The sequence below is a fragment of the Pseudomonas gingeri genome (genome assembly GCF_013386165.1).
Taxonomy (GTDB): Bacteria; Pseudomonadota; Gammaproteobacteria; order Pseudomonadales; family Pseudomonadaceae; genus Aquipseudomonas; species Aquipseudomonas gingeri_C.
Window position 1 is genome coordinate 209,395 of sequence record NZ_JACAOS010000016.1, and the last position, 14,337, is coordinate 223,731.

Here is a 14,337-nt window from a genome sequence, read left to right on the forward strand (position 1 = left end):
TTGGAGGCCTGCCGGGTTCGCCGTATAATTCACGGTCAGCCTGGGAGCCACCATGAATTCGTTGCCGATTGATGAAGTATTGCCGGCCTTGCGCCAGGCGTTGAGTGAACGCCATGAAGCAGTACTGGAAGCGCCACCAGGTGCGGGTAAAACCACCCGGGTGCCGTTGGCGTTGTTGAACGAGCCGTGGCTGGCCGGGCAAACCATCCTGATGCTCGAACCCCGGCGCCTCGCCGCCCGGGCAGCGGCCGAGCGGTTGGCCAGCGAGCTGGGGGAGAAGGTCGGAGAAACCGTCGGCTACCGCATCCGTCTGGAAAGCCGGGTCGGCCCGAAGACGCGCATTGAAGTGGTCACCGAAGGCATTCTCTCCCGTCGCCTGAATGACGATCCGGCCCTTGAGGGCGTCGGGTTGGTGATTTTCGACGAGTTCCACGAACGCAGCCTGGACGCCGATCTGGCCCTGGCCTTGAGCCTCAACGGGCGACAGATGTTTCGTGACGAGCAGCCGCTGAAGATCCTGTTGATGTCCGCCACGCTGGAAGGCGAGCGCCTGGCCGGGTTGCTGGATAACGCACCGGTGGTGCGCAGTGAAGGGCGGATGTTCCCGGTGGACCTGCGTTGGGGCCGGGCCTTCCAACCCGGCGAATTTATCGAACCGCGTGTGGTGCAGACCGTGCTCGAGGCGCTGGACGCCGAGCACGGCAGCCTGCTGGTGTTCCTGCCGGGTCAGGCGGAGATCCGCCGGGTGCATCAGCAACTGGAGGAGAGCCTGGGGGGGCGTAGCGATGTGCTGCTGTGCCCGCTGCATGGCGAACTGGATCTCGCCGCCCAGCGTGCCGCCATCGAGTCGGCACCGGATGGCAAGCGCAAGGTGGTGCTGGCGACCAACATCGCTGAAACCAGTCTGACCATCAATGGCGTGCGGGTAGTGGTCGACGCCGGGCTGGCGCGAGTGCCGCGTTTCGACCCCGGCAGTGGCATGACCCGTCTCGACACCCAGCGTATCTCCCGGGCCAGTGCTACCCAGCGTGCGGGGCGGGCAGGGCGTCTGGAACCGGGGGTGTGTTATCGGTTGTGGTCGCAGGATCAGCATGAACAGCTGGCGGCCTATGGCTCTGCGGAAATTCTCCAGGCGGACCTGGCCGGGCTGGCCTTGCAACTGGCGCGTTGGGGCGTGGCGCCTGGCGAGTTGGTCTGGATGGATGCGCCGCCGGCCGCCGCTTATGGCCAGGCGCAGGAGCTGTTGCAACGGCTCGGTGCCTTGGCCAGCAAGGCCGGCGCCGAGTACGCCTTGACGAATCATGGCCAGGCCATGGCCGAGTTGCCGGCTCATCCGCGTATCGCCCATTTGTTGTTGCGCGGCCAGGCGCTTGGGTTGGCGGCGATGGCCTGTGATGTGGCGGCGCTCCTGGGCGAGCGGGATATCCAGCGTGGCGGCGGGGCGGACCTGCACACACGCTTGGCTTTGTTGGCGGGCGAAGAGCGCGCGGCACGCGGCGCCCAGGGTGGTGTGCAGCGGGCCAGGCAGTTGGCGCGGCAGTATCGCGGTTACTTGCGCGGCTCAGCGAGCGAGCCGGTGGCCGACCCTGAGCATCCGCGCTGGCTGGGCGCGTTGCTGGCCCTGGCGTACCCCGATCGGGTCGCGCAACAGCGCCGTGAAGGTGGCGCGGAATACCGGTTGGCCAACGGGCGGGCAGCCCTGTTCAGCGAGACCGACAGCCTGATGAAACAGCCCTGGTTGGTGGTGGCCGACCTGGGCAGCCGTCAGGGTCAACGGGAAGAGCGTATCTACCTGGCCGCGGAATTTGATCCCGGCCTGTTCGATACGGTGTTGGCCGAGCAGGTGAGCACGCTTGACCAATTGGACTGGGACGAGCGCGAGGGCGTGCTGCGGGCCGAGCGTCAGCGCAAGGTCGGTGAATTGATCCTCAGTCGTGAGCCCTTGACCGGCCTGGACGAGTCGGCGCGCAGCCAGGCGCTGGTCAACCTGGTCCGGCGCAAGGGCCTGGAGCTGTTGCCCTGGACCCCGGAGCTGCGTCAATGGCAGGCGCGGGTGGCCTTGTTACGCCAGCTTGATCTGGAAGGAACGGGCAAAAGCGACTGGCCGGATGTCAGCGACAAGAGCTTGCTGGCGACCCTGGAACAGTGGCTCAAACCGTATCTGGGGCGGGTATCGCGGCTCAGCCATTTCGCTCAGCTCGATCTGTCTTCGATGCTGCGCAACCTGTTGCCCTGGCCATTACCGCAACGCCTGGACGAGCTGGCGCCGCACCATCTGAGCGTGCCTTCGGGTTCGTCGATCCGCCTGGACTACAGCGAACAGCCGCCGATCCTGGCGGTGCGTCTGCAGGAGTTGTTTGGCCTGGCCGAAACACCACGGATTGCCGGTGGCCGCCAGGTGGTGAAGTTGCATCTGCTATCGCCGGCTCGACGTCCGGTGCAGGTGACACAGGATTTGGCCAACTTCTGGCGTAGCACCTACGCGGAAGTGAAGAAGGACCTCAAGGGCCGTTACCCGAAGCATTATTGGCCGGACGATCCGTTGGTGGCCGAGGCCACTGCTCGGGCAAAACCGAGGGGGACCTGAGGCGGTCAGTTACTGCGCCGGCGGCAACAGAAACCGTGCCAGCACCGGCAAGTGATCGGAAATCGTCAAGGTATCGTCCTGCCTGACCTGGGCCTCGACCCGCTTGAGCTTGGAGCTGTAGAAAAAATAATCCAGGGTCCGATCCGGCTCACTGACGTCGGGGTCGTTCGGGTAAAACGTCAGCCACTGCTCACGGTCGATGCCGCTGGCTTCGTTGTTGCTCGGGATCATCGGGTACTTGTCCCACAACACATGCAACTCGCTGTCCGCCGAGTAACCGCCGCGCAAGCGTGGCGGCAGGCGCAGGTACTGGCCCAGTGGTAGCAGGTTGAAATCGCCGCCGATCAGCCACGGTGTGCCCTGGCTTTCGAACTTGTCGAGCAAATGCAGGGTCGCCCCCACCTCTCTGAGTTGAGTGTTGTTCTGGGCATAGGCGCCCAGTTGCGTATTGACCACCGCCAGTTGTCCGCCATCGCTCAACGGCAGGTAGTTCACCAGCAGGGCCGGGCGCGGCTGAAACTGGCGCTTGAGCAGATTGTCCGGGGCCAGGGGCAGTTGCTGGCGTTCGGCGTGTTCGACCTGATAACGACTCAAGGTCGCCAGCTTGCGTCCGACGCTGCCGAAAATATGCAGGTTGGGCACAAAGTCGGCTTTCCAGTCGAACGCCTGGGAACTGCAGGGATACAGGTCTGCCAGGCGCTCCTGGAGCAACTTCAACTGATCCTGATAGGCGCTGGACTTGGCGTTCTCGTCGACCTCCTGCAACAGCAGGATATCCGGCCGCTCGTCGCGGACCACCCGCGTCACCTCGTCCAGGCTGAAGGCCATGTCCTCCGGGGTCGGGCGCTCGTCCGGGCCGCTGCCGTCGGGCAGGTCGTACCAGAACACATAGCGCTTGCCCGCCAGGTACTGGAGGTTCCAGGTCATCACCTTGAGGGCCTGGCCCGCCACCAGCACCGGTGCCTCGGCGGTGCAACGCACGGCCAGGGTTTCGCGGTCTTCCGGGCGCCAGGTCAGGCTGTAGACCAGCAGGGCGATCAGGCCCGCGACAATCAGCAGGCCGGCCACCAGGTAACGTAATAGACGGGTCATGGGCCTCGCTTCAGTTTTTGCCGGAGTTTTCACCGATCAGCATGTAGATTCGGAACAGCACAACACTGCTGAACAGTTGCAGGAAACTGTGGGCGCTGTCGATGATCAGCATCAACACCGGGTTCTGCGGTGCCGGATAGACACTCAGGCTCAGGCCCTTGAGCAGCCAGAGTGGACCCATTACACACAAAATGCAGGTGAAGGTTAGCCAGAAGTGGCCGCGGCTCAAGGCGAAACTTTCCTTCATCGCCCGCAACGGCTCGCGCCCGCGCAGCACCAGCAGGTATTCGGAGAAGGCCAGTATCACGGTCAGCCAGATGCCGGGAATGAAATACAGCGACAGGCCCAGCACGATGGTGAGGGTATTGACCGCCGACAGCAGGGCGAAACGCGGCCACAGGCGCAGGGCCATGGCCAGCAGGTCACGGTTGGCTGGCGTTTCGCCACGACTGCGGGCATCGAGAAACAGGATCAGTGCCGCCGTGTAGATCGGATAGACCAGCAACCCGGCCACCAGCCCATAGGCCGGCGAGGCATCCGGGCCCACGGCGTTGTCCAGCAGTTGCTGGAGCAGGGTTTCGAAGATCACCAGCGGCAGGCACAGCCAGACAATCTGGCGCAGGTTACGCTGGAAAAAGTACAGGGCATCACGGATTACATTGAACGGGTTCATCGGTTGTCTATCGCGCAGGCTGAGGCAGGGCATCACTTTAACCGATGGCACGGGCCGACACTCAAATGTAAACGTTAGGTAAGGACTATTGAAACTTCCAGTAACAACCCCATAACTGAGGTACGCCTTGGCCCGGTCGGGTCGGGGCGATCGATTTCTACCCGGCAATCTAATGAGGTCGCCATGAACAGCGAAGAGCAAACCCTGATCGATGGACTGTTTTCACGGTTGCAGCAAGCCGGAACGGATTCAGCCCCGCGTGACGCCCTGGCGGAGGCGCGGATCAAGGAACACCTGACTCGCCAACCGGCTGCACCCTACTACATGACTCAGTCGATCCTGGTGCAAGAGCACGCGATCAAGAGCCTCGACGAACAGAACAAGCAATTGCAGGCGCAGGTGCAGCAGTTGCAGGACGAGTTGCAGCAGGCCCGCGCCCAGAGCGCCGCGCCGGCGCAGAGCAGCGGTGGTTTCCTGTCGAGCATTTTTGGCGGTAGCCGCGACCCGGCCCCCGCACCGGCCCCGAGCAATTCCGGTGGCGGCTGGCGTGAGCCAGGGCGTCCGGGCTTCAATGCTCCGCCGCAGCAGAACTACAACCCACAGCCGAACTATCAGCAGCCAGCCTACGCGCAACCTGCGCCACAGCAGGCGGCTCCGGCGGCGCCTATCGGCAGCGGTTTCCTCGGTGGCGCGCTGAAAACAGCGGCCGGTGTGGCCGGTGGTGTGATGCTGGCGGAAGGCATCAGCAGCCTGTTCCATCACAACCAGCAGCAACCGCAGATCATCGAGGAAATCATCGAGCCGAGCCCGATGAGCAACAACGGTGGCGGCGGTGGTTGGGGTGACGATCAGCGTATGGCCAACAACGATTCCTGGGGCAGCAATAACCAGGGTGGTTTTGACGACACCGATTTTAATGACGACAGTTCCTCCTTCGGCGATGACGATTCCTACGTCTGATCCCCATCTGGGTTATGGAGCGCTGAACGGTAGGAGCAGCCGGTCGACGCTCGATTGCTCGCGATGAGGCCCGTAAGTTCTGCATCGCCCTGACGGGCGTCATCGCCGGCAAGCCAGCTCCCACAAGGGTCGCGGAATCACCTGCCTTCTGCATTGAAACACCGGCCTGTGGGAGCCGGCTTGCTGGCGATGAGGCCGGTAAGTCTTGCATCTTCCTGTTGGGCGCCATCGCCAGCAAGCTGGCTCCCACAGTGTTGCTGCACGTCGAGGGCAAGCCCTCACGCCGCTGATTATTCGCTGAACACTCCCCCAGGCTGGCATACTGCGCAGCTAATCGCTCCCGAGCGTTCGCCATCACCCGCCAGTGCGCTTTGCGCCATGAGGATTCGCGGTGAAGAAAATCGCTGTGTTCGCCGATGTGCAGAACCTCTACTACACCGTTCGTCAGGCCTATGGTTGTCACTTCAACTATGCCGCTCTGTGGGCCGATATCAGCCAACGCGGGGAGATCGTCGAGGCCTACGCCTACGCCATCGATCGCGGCGACAGCAAGCAGCAGCAGTTCCAGCAGATCCTGCGCAACCTGGGCTTTACGGTGAAGCTCAAGCCTTATATCCAGCGTAGCGACGGCTCGGCCAAGGGCGACTGGGACGTGGGTATCACCATCGATATCATGGATGCGGCGCCCCACGTCGACGAAGTGGTGCTGGCCTCCGGCGACGGTGATTTCGACCTGCTGCTGACGCGCATCATCGACAAGCATCGCGTCGAGGCGGTGGCCTACGGCGTGCCGGGATTGACGGCCAACTCGCTGATTCGTGCGGCGAGCCGCTACGTGCCCATCGAAGGCGCGTTGTTGTTGAAAAACTGAAACTGATTTTGAAAGGGCTGGGCTTTTGGAACGTATTGCGGTCATCGACTTTGAAACCACGGGTATCACGCCGAACGCGGGATGCCGGGCCACGGAAATCGCCGTGGTCATCCTCGAACAAGGGCGCATTGTCGACCGTTACCAGAGCCTGATGAATGCCGGCGTGCGCGTGCCGGCGTTTATCGAACAACTGACCGGCATCAGCAACGCCATGTTGCGTACCGCGCCTTCGGCGGAGCGGGTGATGAACGAGGTCAACGAGTTCGTTGGCATCACGCCGTTGCTGGCCCATAACGCCGCGTTCGACCAGAAGTTCTGGGACTACGAGTTGGGGCGGATCAAGCGCACGCGCTTGCAGAATTTTGCCTGTTCGTTGTTGTTGGCGCGGCGGCTGATGCCGTCGGCGCCGAATCACAAGCTCGGTACATTGACCGCCTTCGCCCGCTTGCCGCACACCGGTCAGGCGCACCGGGCCATGGCCGATGCCGAGATGGCGGCAAACCTGCTGGCGCATATGGCCGGCGAGCTGCGCGACAAGCATGGGGTGCAGGCGTTGTCCCATGAGTGGTTGTGCAAATTGCAGAAGGTGCCGGCGGCGAAGATCGGTGAGCATTTGAAGCGTTATCGGGGCGTCTGAGGGCGCTTATTTGCGATATCGCTCTGGGCTTCGGCAATCAGGTCGTCAAAAGAAACGCGCATGGGCGTTTCATTCGCTTCAATGCGTGCCTTGGCCAACTGAGCCAGATCCAGATCATCTAGACGTTCCATCGTCGCCTCGAACACATCCGCAGGGACCGTGTTGCTCAAAGTTTTGCGCATAACAAGGACTCCTAAGGGTAATGCCAGTCAGTTAAGAGCGATCTTAAGTCTGGCAGGGACTTGTGGCGAGCGGGCTTGCCCGCGCTCGGCTGCGAAGCAGCCGTAAAACCGGCCACCTCGATCTACCTGATGAACCCAATTTGCCGGTTTGGGGGCGCTTCGCACCCCAGCGCGGGCAAGCCCGCTCGCCACAATATCGTGCTCGGCTTCAGGTCTTATGAGTGGGGTGGGATTGTTCCTGAGTAGTTCCTTTTGTCGTGCAGCTTTTAGGAAATGTCGTACTGCGGGTGGCGACCTGTGCTGTCTTTTCCCCGCGGCATTGCGGCGTTAGCCTTTCTCCTGTCATCGCAAAATCGGTGACAGGGCCTAGGAACCCTTGCTGAGCTGGACTAGGCGCTTTGCGTCCACCTTCTGATTGCGGCGCTTTTTTTATGCCCGGATAATCAGCCATGGTGGCCGTGCGCGGGCACGCTTCTGCGTGGCCGGGGTTGTCTGAGGACTCGGTTCCTACCCCGCGTACGGCTGCCACCCAAGTCCGTAGGAAGACGATTGGCAGTTTTTTTCAGACAGCCAAGAGTAATCCGCAATGGACAATTCCATTCCCGCAATACAGGTTGATATCAGCCTCGAACCGCAAATCTTCACCCGCCACCACCTCAAACTCCGCACCTTGCTCCTGCATGACGAAGCGTGGTTCTGTGCCCGTGATATCGGGCATCTGATGGGGATCGAGTGGCATGAGCGTAAAGCGATCAAGCTCGATCCGGATCAGCGGCGGGTGCAGAAACTCAAGGGCAGCGGCCCCTCTGAGGATCACCTGATGCTCAGCGAATCCGGTGTCTACGCGATGCTGGTCTATCACTACTTGCCGGAGAATCGCCACCTGCGCCAGTGGCTGACGCATCAGGTGTTGCCGATGTTGCGCGGCCAGCCGCAGCCGGCTTTGACCCAGGCGCCGAGCCTTGGGATTCTGGAATGGGAGGGCGGCGTGTTGAGCCTGTTGCATTGGCGCAAGGAACCGTGGATTCGGCTGTGTGATATGCCGCAGGTGGTGCCGGTCAGTGGGTGTGGCAGCGTCTGGTAGATAGCGATCGCGAGCAAGCTTGCTCCTACAGGACGGCGTCGTGCGCAAGACCTGTGCACGACGTGAAACCTGTAGGAGCAAGCTTGCTCGCGATGGGGTGCGAAGCACCCCCAAAACCGCCACGCACGTTGTAGAAGGCAGAACGCGACAACCTCAGCCCTTCGCTTTCCCATTCGCCTCCAGATGCTCCAACGGCACCCGCCGTTCAATCGCGCTCGACAACACAATAGAGGTCATGCTGAACCCGTACTGCGCCACGCGACTGATCAACTCCTCCGGCTCCGCCGTCTGCAAAATCACGCGCGGATTCCCGCTCACCCGATGGCATTCGGTAACATGATCTCCATCTTTTAAAAAGTGTACTGGCCTCATAACACGGTTTTGTAACTTATTATTTGCCGGTCGTCTTTCTAGAATAAGCCTCCCTTATCCTGCCTGGATCTGCCCCCCCATGTCCGCCCCACGCCGTTTCCCGTTACCGTTGATCGGTGCTTTTTTTGCGTTGTATTTCATCTGGGGCTCGACCTACCTGGGGATTCGTATTGCCGTGGAATCCTGGCCGCCGCTGATGCTGGGCGGTATCCGCTTCGTTATCGCCGGCAGCCTGCTGTTCGCCTATCAACGTTTTCGCGGTGTGCCGGCGCCGACCTGGCAGCAATGGAAAGCGGCGGCGGCCATCGGCGTGCTGTTGCTCAGTTTCGGCAACGGCGCGGTGAGTGTGGCCGAGCACACCGGCGTGGCGTCGGGCGTCGCCGCGCTGACGGTGGCCACGGTGCCGCTGTTCACCTTGCTCTGTGGTTATTTCTGGGGCGCCCGCAATACCGGTCTGGAATGGGCCGGGATTGTGCTCGGCCTGATCGGTATCGGCTTGCTGAACATGGGTTCCAACCTGCAAGCCAGCCCCTTTGGCGCCGGCCTGCTGTTGCTCGCCGCTGCAACCTGGGCCTTCGGTTCGGTCTGGAGCAAGCACCTGCCGCTGCCCCAGGGCGGCATGGCCAGCGCGGCGGAGATGCTGGTAGGGGGCGTGGTGCTGCTGTTGGCCAGCTTTTTCAGTGGCGAGCGCCTGACCCAGATGCCCTCCACCGGGGGCTGGCTCGCTCTGGTCTACCTGATCATCTTCGGCTCGATCATTGCCTTCAACGCCTACATGTATCTGTTGAAGCATGTCCGCCCGGCGGCGGCCACCAGCTATGCCTACGTCAACCCGGCAGTGGCGGTGTTGCTGGGCATCCTGTTTGCCGGTGAGCACATCGGTTGGCAGGAGTGTATGGCCATGGCGGTGATCATCAGTGCGGTGGTGTTGATCGGTTTACCACAGTGGCGCAAGCCGAAAGGAGCCTGACAGGGTAAACTGCCGCGCATTGCCCCTATGCGCTGGCACTTTTCCACCGGTGCTCTCTTTTTATGGTACTTGCATGACATTCGCCACACTCGGCCTGATCGAACCCCTGACGCGGGCCCTGGATACTCTGGGCTACCAGACCCCCACACCGATCCAGGCCCAGGCCATTCCTGCCGTGCTGGCCGGTCGCGACCTGATGGCCGCGGCCCAGACCGGTACCGGCAAGACCGCCGGTTTCGCCTTGCCGCTGTTGCAGTTGCTGACCATGGAAGGGCCGAAGGTCACCGCCAACTCGGTGCGTTCGCTGATCCTGGTGCCGACCCGCGAGCTGGCCGAGCAGGTGCATGAAAGCGTGCGCCAGTACGCCGAGCACCTGCCGCTGAGCACTTACGCGGTGTACGGTGGCGTCAGCATCAATCCGCAGATGATGAAGCTGCGCAAGGGTGTCGACCTGCTGGTGGCGACCCCCGGCCGTCTGCTCGATCTCTATCGCCAGAACGCGCTCAAGTTCAACCAGTTGCAGACCCTGGTGCTCGACGAAGCCGACCGCATGCTCGACCTCGGTTTCCAGGAAGAACTGGGCAATATCTACAAGGCGCTGCCGAAAAAGCGCCAGACCCTGCTGTTCTCCGCGACCTTCTCCGACGCCATCCGCCTGTTGGCCGGGCAGATGCTCAACGATCCGCTGAGCATCGAGGTCAGCCCGCGCAACGTCGCCGCCAACACCGTCAAGCAGTGGCTGGTGACGGTGGACAAGAAGCGCAAGCCGGAGCTGTTCGTGCACCTGATGCGCAAGCAGCACTGGAAGCAGGTCCTGGTGTTTGCCAAGACCCGCAATGGTGTCGACCAGTTGGTCGAGAAGCTCCAGGGCCTGGGCATCAATGCCGATGGCATCCACGGTGACAAACCCCAGGCCACCCGCCAGCGTGCGCTGGATCGTTTCAAGGCGAGTGAAATCCAGATCCTGGTGGCCACCGATGTGGCGGCCCGTGGCCTGGACATCGAGGACTTGCCGCTGGTGGTCAACTTCGACCTGCCGATCGTGGCCGAAGACTACATTCACCGGATCGGTCGTACTGGCCGTGCCGGCGCCACCGGTGAAGCGATTTCCCTGGTCTGCGCCGATGAGGTGAATCTGCTGTCGGCCATCGAGACCTTGACCCGTCAGACCCTAAAACGCCAGGACGAAGCCGGTTTTGAGCCGGATCACCGGGTGCCGGACACCGATGCCTCGGGCAGCGTGATCAAGAAACCGAAAAAGCCGAAAAAACCCAAGGCCGCCGGTGGCAAGCGCAACCTCGGCAAGTGGGTGGACAGCGGCGAGAAGCCGGAAGATGTGGCGCCGTCGGTCAAGCCGGTGCGCAAGGTACCGGTGTTCAATACCGGGCCGCGCAAGCGCAAGCCGTAAGGCGAGCGCCGTTATTGTCGATACCGTGTTGACCCTGGACTCGCAACCACGGTCAGCAGGGGCATTGTAGGTGCCAGCTTGCTAGCGATCAGGGCGGGAGCCTTGTGTTGATCTCCTGGACGCTATCGCCAGCAAGCCGGCTCCTACAGGTGTCAGCGTTCACTCGAGAATCTCTTGTCTCAAGCCTTGCGCCGCAACCACTCCAGCATCCCTTGTCCCGCCACTCGCCCGCTGGCAAAGCAGGCGGTGAGCAGGTAGCCGCCGGTCGGCGCTTCCCAATCAAGCATTTCCCCCGCACAGAATACGCCGGGTAAGGCCTTGAGCATCAATCGCTGGTCCAACACCTCGAACGCTACGCCGCCCGCGCTGCTGATGGCCTCGTCCAGCGGTCGCGCCTTGACCAGCGTCAGCGGCAAGGCCTTGATGGCAGCGGCCAGACGCGCCGGGTCGGCAAAGATCTCGGCGTTTGTCAGCTCTCGCAACAAGGCGGCCTTGAGCCCGTCGATCCCCAACTGACTGTGCAGGTGCTTGGCCATGGAGCGTGAACCGCGCGGCTTGGCCAGCGCGGCCTGAACCTTGTCCACGGACTTGCCGGGCAACAGGTCGATCTCGATGATCGCGCTGTTTTGCTGATTGATCTGCTCACGGATCGGTGCTGACAACGCGTAGATCAGGCTGCCTTCGATGCCGCTGGCCGTTATCACGCATTCGCCCAGGCGTGGTGTGCCATGGGGCAGGGCGATGGCGACGTTCTTCAACGGCGCGCCGGCAAACTTGCTGCGCAACACTTCACTCCAGGCGGCGACGTCGAAGCCGCAGTTGCTTGGCTGCAAGGGCGCGACGCTCACGCCCTGTTGCTCAAGTAGCGGCAGCCAGGCTCCGTCGGAGCCCAGTCGTGCCCAGCTGCCGCCGCCCAGGGCGAGGAGCGTGGCGTCGGGCCGCAGGTTTTTTTCGCCGTCGGGGCTGTGGATAACCAGTTTGCCGTCGCGCCAGCCCTGCCAGCGATGGCGGGTGTGGATAACTACCCCGGCTTCGCGCAGGCGCTTGAGCCAGGCGCGTAGCAGCGGGGCGGCTTTCATATCGCTGGGGAAGACCCGGCCTGAGCTGCCGACGAACGTAGTTATCCCCAGGCCATGAATCCATTCGCACAGCGCATCGGCGCCGAAGGTTCGCAGCAGCGGGGCAATTTGTGGCGCACGTTCGGCATAGCGGGAAAGAAACGCCGGGTAGGCCTCGGAATGGGTGATGTTCATGCCGCCGACGCCGGCCAGCAGGAATTTGCGCCCCACCGAAGGCATGCCGTCGTAGAGATCGACCTGGATACCCGCCTGGCTCAGGACCTCCGCGGCCATCAGACCGGCAGGGCCGCCACCGATAATGGCGACGCGGGGGGAGGTATCAGGGGTTGGCTGGGTCATGGCGGGCGGCGAATTGGCTGAACGAGCCGGGCATTCTACGTTTTTCCGGCAGGGCTGTGGTGTATGCAAGGCCTTGGGGATGGGCCGAAGGTGGGTGTCGATTTTGCGGACGCCATCGCGAGCAAGCTCGCTCCTACAGGTATTTTTCGCTTTAGCACGGACCTGTAGGAGCCGGCTTGCTGGCGAAGAACGATAACGCGGTGTTCCTGACGGACCGCGTCGCCTGAATTGCCAGCAAGCCGGCTCCTACGGGATGTCGTCGGGCATGGGCTTGGCGGAGATCAGGGTATCTGTACAAAAAACATACAGCGCTCTGCAGCCCTTTCTCTACAAGGCCTGCAGCGCATTTCACTCAGGTTATCCACAGGCGGTTCCACAGCCATTGTGGGTAAGCCCAGAGTTCAATGACAACCCGATGACGTCCAGACCTTTTGCGCGCTGTGGTGCAGGATCCCGTGGCGCCGGGCCAGGGCCTGGCGGTCCTTGCTGTAGCCGCCGCCGATCACCCCGACCACCGGGATATCCCGGCCCAGGCAATGACGCAGGACACTTTCATCCCGGGCGGCGACCCCTTCATCGGTGAGTTTCAGGTAACCCAGGGCATCGTCCTTGTGCACATCCACACCGGCGTCATACAGCACCAGGTCCGGCTGATAGAGCGGCAGCAGGTAATTCAGCGTGTCATCCACCACCTTGAGGTAGTCGCCATCGCCCATGCCCATGGGCAAGGGAATGTCCCAATCGCTATGGGCCTTGCGGGCCGGGAAGTTTTTCTCGCAGTGCAGGGAAACCGTGATGGCGTCCGGGGTGTCTTCGAGGATCCGCGCCGTGCCGTCGCCCTGGTGCACGTCGCAGTCGAAGATCAGCACCCGACCGACACGGCCGCTTTCCAGCAGGTAGCGGCTGATGATCGCCAGGTCGTTGAAAATGCAGAAACCCGCCGGATGATCGTAATGGGCATGGTGCGTGCCGCCCGCCAGGTGACAGGCCAGGCCATGTTCCAGCGCCTGTTCGGCGGCCAGCAGCGAGCCGCCGACGGCGCGCACGGTGCGTCGCGCCAGGGCCTCGTTCCAGGGCAGGCCGAGGCGGCGCTGGTCTTCGCGGGACAGTTCGCCGGCCATATAACGTTCGATATAGCCACGGTCGTGGGCCAGGGCGAGGATATCCACAGGACAGATGGCTGGGCGCAGCAGGTCGGCGTCCCGGGTCAGGCCGCTGTCCACCAGGTGATCGCGCAGCAGGCGGAACTTGTCCATGGGAAAGCGATGGTCCGCCGGGAAGTCCGGGCTGTAATCATCGTGGTAGATCAAAGGCAGCGGCATGGCGAATTCATGTAGGAGGAAGTGAAGGATCTTATCAGCGCGGTACACTCACGAGCAGGGAGTCAGTGTTGAAAGAATCCGGAGGGAGAGTTGATGGTGCCGATACTGGAACTTGAGAGTGCACGCTTGCGGTTGCGCCAGTGGCGCGACGAGGACTTGCCGGAGTTCGCCCGGATGTGTGCCGATCCTCAGGTGATGCGCTATTTGCCGACGGTCCTCGACCGTCTGCAAAGCGCCGCGCTGATCGGCCGGATTCGCGGGCACTTCGCCGAATACGGTTTTGGCCTCTGGGCGCTGGAGCGCAAGGACACCGGGGCGTTTATCGGCCTGACCGGGCTGATGCAAGTTAACTTCGACGCCGCCTTCACTCCGGCGGTGGAGATCGGTTGGCGCCTGGCCCGCGAGCACTGGGGCCTGGGTTATGCCAGCGAGGCGGCCTGGACCGCGTTGCGTTGTGGTTTCGAGCGCTTGTCCCTGGATGAGGTCGTGGCGTTTACCAACGAAAGCAATACGGCCTCGCAGAAGGTCATGCAGGCCATCGGCATGCATTACGACCCGCAGTCCGACTTCGATCATCCCAAGCTGGCCGAGGATCACCCGTTGCACCGTCACGTGCTCTACCGCATCAGCCATGGGCAATGGCTGAAAACCTTGCAGGCATGACCCGGAGTTGGCCGATCCGCTGCAACGCCGGGGCTGATAAACGCTGTATCATCAAGGCTGAACACGGCCCCTTGTAGGCGCTGGCAAGCCCGCTCCTA

The 14,337-nt window shown here is 62.5% G+C and carries 13 protein-coding genes and 1 pseudogene; 8 read left to right on the forward strand and 6 right to left on the reverse strand.

From position 1 onward, the window contains the following. Window positions 1-52: 52 nt before the first annotated feature. Window positions 53-2,587 (forward strand): ATP-dependent helicase HrpB, encoded by a 2,535-nt coding sequence (gene hrpB, locus HX866_RS17295; RefSeq protein WP_177140151.1) that lies wholly within the window; start codon window positions 53-55, stop codon window positions 2,585-2,587. A 9-nt stretch (window positions 2,588-2,596) separates the two neighbouring features. On the opposite strand, the gene HX866_RS17300 is transcribed toward hrpB, so the two are convergent. After that, the gene (locus tag HX866_RS17300; RefSeq protein ID WP_177140152.1) at window positions 2,597-3,679 is read right to left on the reverse strand and encodes an endonuclease/exonuclease/phosphatase family protein; all 1,083 of its coding nucleotides are present in this window, start codon (window positions 3,677-3,679) and stop codon (window positions 2,597-2,599) included. A 10-nt stretch (window positions 3,680-3,689) separates the two neighbouring features. Then, window positions 3,690-4,352 carry a YciC family protein gene (locus tag HX866_RS17305; protein ID WP_177095913.1) on the reverse strand — a complete coding sequence of 221 codons (663 nt, stop codon included), beginning with the start codon at window positions 4,350-4,352 and terminating at the stop codon, window positions 3,690-3,692. Window positions 4,353-4,535: 183 nt separating this feature from the next. On the opposite strand from HX866_RS17305, the gene HX866_RS17310 reads away from it, so the two are divergent. The 3 genes from HX866_RS17310 to HX866_RS17320 all read left to right on the forward strand — a co-directional run bounded on the left by HX866_RS17310 (window position 4,536) and on the right by HX866_RS17320 (window position 6,820). Further along, window positions 4,536-5,312 carry a DUF2076 domain-containing protein gene (locus HX866_RS17310; RefSeq protein WP_177095915.1) on the forward strand — a complete coding sequence of 259 codons (777 nt, stop codon included), beginning with the start codon at window positions 4,536-4,538 and terminating at the stop codon, window positions 5,310-5,312. A gap of 391 nt (window positions 5,313-5,703) precedes the next feature. Next, window positions 5,704-6,183, forward strand: coding sequence for a LabA-like NYN domain-containing protein (locus HX866_RS17315; RefSeq protein WP_121134960.1), 480 nt, complete (start codon window positions 5,704-5,706; stop codon window positions 6,181-6,183). 25 nt (window positions 6,184-6,208) lie between these two features. After that, on the forward strand, window positions 6,209-6,820 hold the full coding sequence (locus HX866_RS17320) for a 3'-5' exonuclease (RefSeq protein ID WP_177095917.1): 612 nt from the start codon (window positions 6,209-6,211) through the stop codon (window positions 6,818-6,820). On the opposite strand, the gene HX866_RS17325 is transcribed toward HX866_RS17320, so the two are convergent. Next, window positions 6,805-7,002 carry a hypothetical protein gene (locus HX866_RS17325; protein WP_371318783.1) on the reverse strand — a complete coding sequence of 66 codons (198 nt, stop codon included), beginning with the start codon at window positions 7,000-7,002 and terminating at the stop codon, window positions 6,805-6,807. The genes HX866_RS17320 and HX866_RS17325 overlap by 16 nt on opposite strands. Window positions 7,003-7,588: 586 nt before the next feature. On the opposite strand from HX866_RS17325, the gene HX866_RS17330 reads away from it, so the two are divergent. Further along, entirely contained in the window at window positions 7,589-8,086 is a 498-nt protein-coding gene (locus HX866_RS17330) for a BRO-N domain-containing protein (RefSeq protein WP_177125446.1), read from the forward strand. Between the two features lie 153 nt (window positions 8,087-8,239). Here the strand turns inward: HX866_RS17330 and HX866_RS17335 are convergent. Further along, window positions 8,240-8,422, reverse strand: a pseudogene (locus tag HX866_RS17335) (Lrp/AsnC family transcriptional regulator); the annotation flags it as partial. 115 nt (window positions 8,423-8,537) lie between these two features. On the opposite strand from HX866_RS17335, the gene yedA reads away from it, so the two are divergent. Beyond that, window positions 8,538-9,428 carry a drug/metabolite exporter YedA gene (yedA, locus tag HX866_RS17340; RefSeq protein ID WP_177095921.1) on the forward strand — a complete coding sequence of 297 codons (891 nt, stop codon included), beginning with the start codon at window positions 8,538-8,540 and terminating at the stop codon, window positions 9,426-9,428. Between the two features lie 73 nt (window positions 9,429-9,501). After that, complete coding sequence (locus HX866_RS17345) at window positions 9,502-10,836, forward strand: DEAD/DEAH box helicase (protein ID WP_177095923.1); 1,335 nt, start codon at window positions 9,502-9,504, stop codon at window positions 10,834-10,836. Between the two features lie 179 nt (window positions 10,837-11,015). Here HX866_RS17345 and HX866_RS17350 read toward each other — a convergent pair whose 3' ends face one another. After that, on the reverse strand, window positions 11,016-12,254 hold the full coding sequence (locus HX866_RS17350) for a TIGR03862 family flavoprotein (RefSeq protein WP_177125447.1): 1,239 nt from the start codon (window positions 12,252-12,254) through the stop codon (window positions 11,016-11,018). Window positions 12,255-12,655: 401 nt separating this feature from the next. Next, complete coding sequence (locus tag HX866_RS17355; RefSeq protein ID WP_177095925.1) at window positions 12,656-13,576, reverse strand: histone deacetylase family protein; 921 nt, start codon at window positions 13,574-13,576, stop codon at window positions 12,656-12,658. Between the two features lie 93 nt (window positions 13,577-13,669). Between HX866_RS17355 and HX866_RS17360 the strand changes: the two genes are divergently transcribed. After that, window positions 13,670-14,239: a GNAT family N-acetyltransferase gene (locus HX866_RS17360; protein WP_177095927.1), complete on the forward strand. Its 570-nt coding sequence runs from the start codon at window positions 13,670-13,672 to the stop codon at window positions 14,237-14,239. Window positions 14,240-14,337: the final 98 nt, after the last annotated feature.

Coding starts and splice junctions, on each gene's coding strand:
- hrpB (WP_177140151.1), top strand. CDS start 53: ATGAATTCGTTGCCGATTGATGAAGTATTGCCGGCCTTGCGCCAGGCG.
- HX866_RS17300 (WP_177140152.1), bottom strand. CDS start 3,679: ATGACCCGTCTATTACGTTACCTGGTGGCCGGCCTGCTGATTGTCGCG.
- HX866_RS17305 (WP_177095913.1), bottom strand. CDS start 4,352: ATGAACCCGTTCAATGTAATCCGTGATGCCCTGTACTTTTTCCAGCGT.
- HX866_RS17310 (WP_177095915.1), top strand. CDS start 4,536: ATGAACAGCGAAGAGCAAACCCTGATCGATGGACTGTTTTCACGGTTG.
- HX866_RS17325 (WP_371318783.1), bottom strand. CDS start 7,002: ATGCGCAAAACTTTGAGCAACACGGTCCCTGCGGATGTGTTCGAGGCG.
- HX866_RS17330 (WP_177125446.1), top strand. CDS start 7,589: ATGGACAATTCCATTCCCGCAATACAGGTTGATATCAGCCTCGAACCG.
- yedA (WP_177095921.1), top strand. CDS start 8,538: ATGTCCGCCCCACGCCGTTTCCCGTTACCGTTGATCGGTGCTTTTTTT.
- HX866_RS17345 (WP_177095923.1), top strand. CDS start 9,502: ATGACATTCGCCACACTCGGCCTGATCGAACCCCTGACGCGGGCCCTG.
- HX866_RS17350 (WP_177125447.1), bottom strand. CDS start 12,254: ATGACCCAGCCAACCCCTGATACCTCCCCCCGCGTCGCCATTATCGGT.
- HX866_RS17355 (WP_177095925.1), bottom strand. CDS start 13,576: ATGCCGCTGCCTTTGATCTACCACGATGATTACAGCCCGGACTTCCCG.
- HX866_RS17360 (WP_177095927.1), top strand. CDS start 13,670: ATGGTGCCGATACTGGAACTTGAGAGTGCACGCTTGCGGTTGCGCCAG.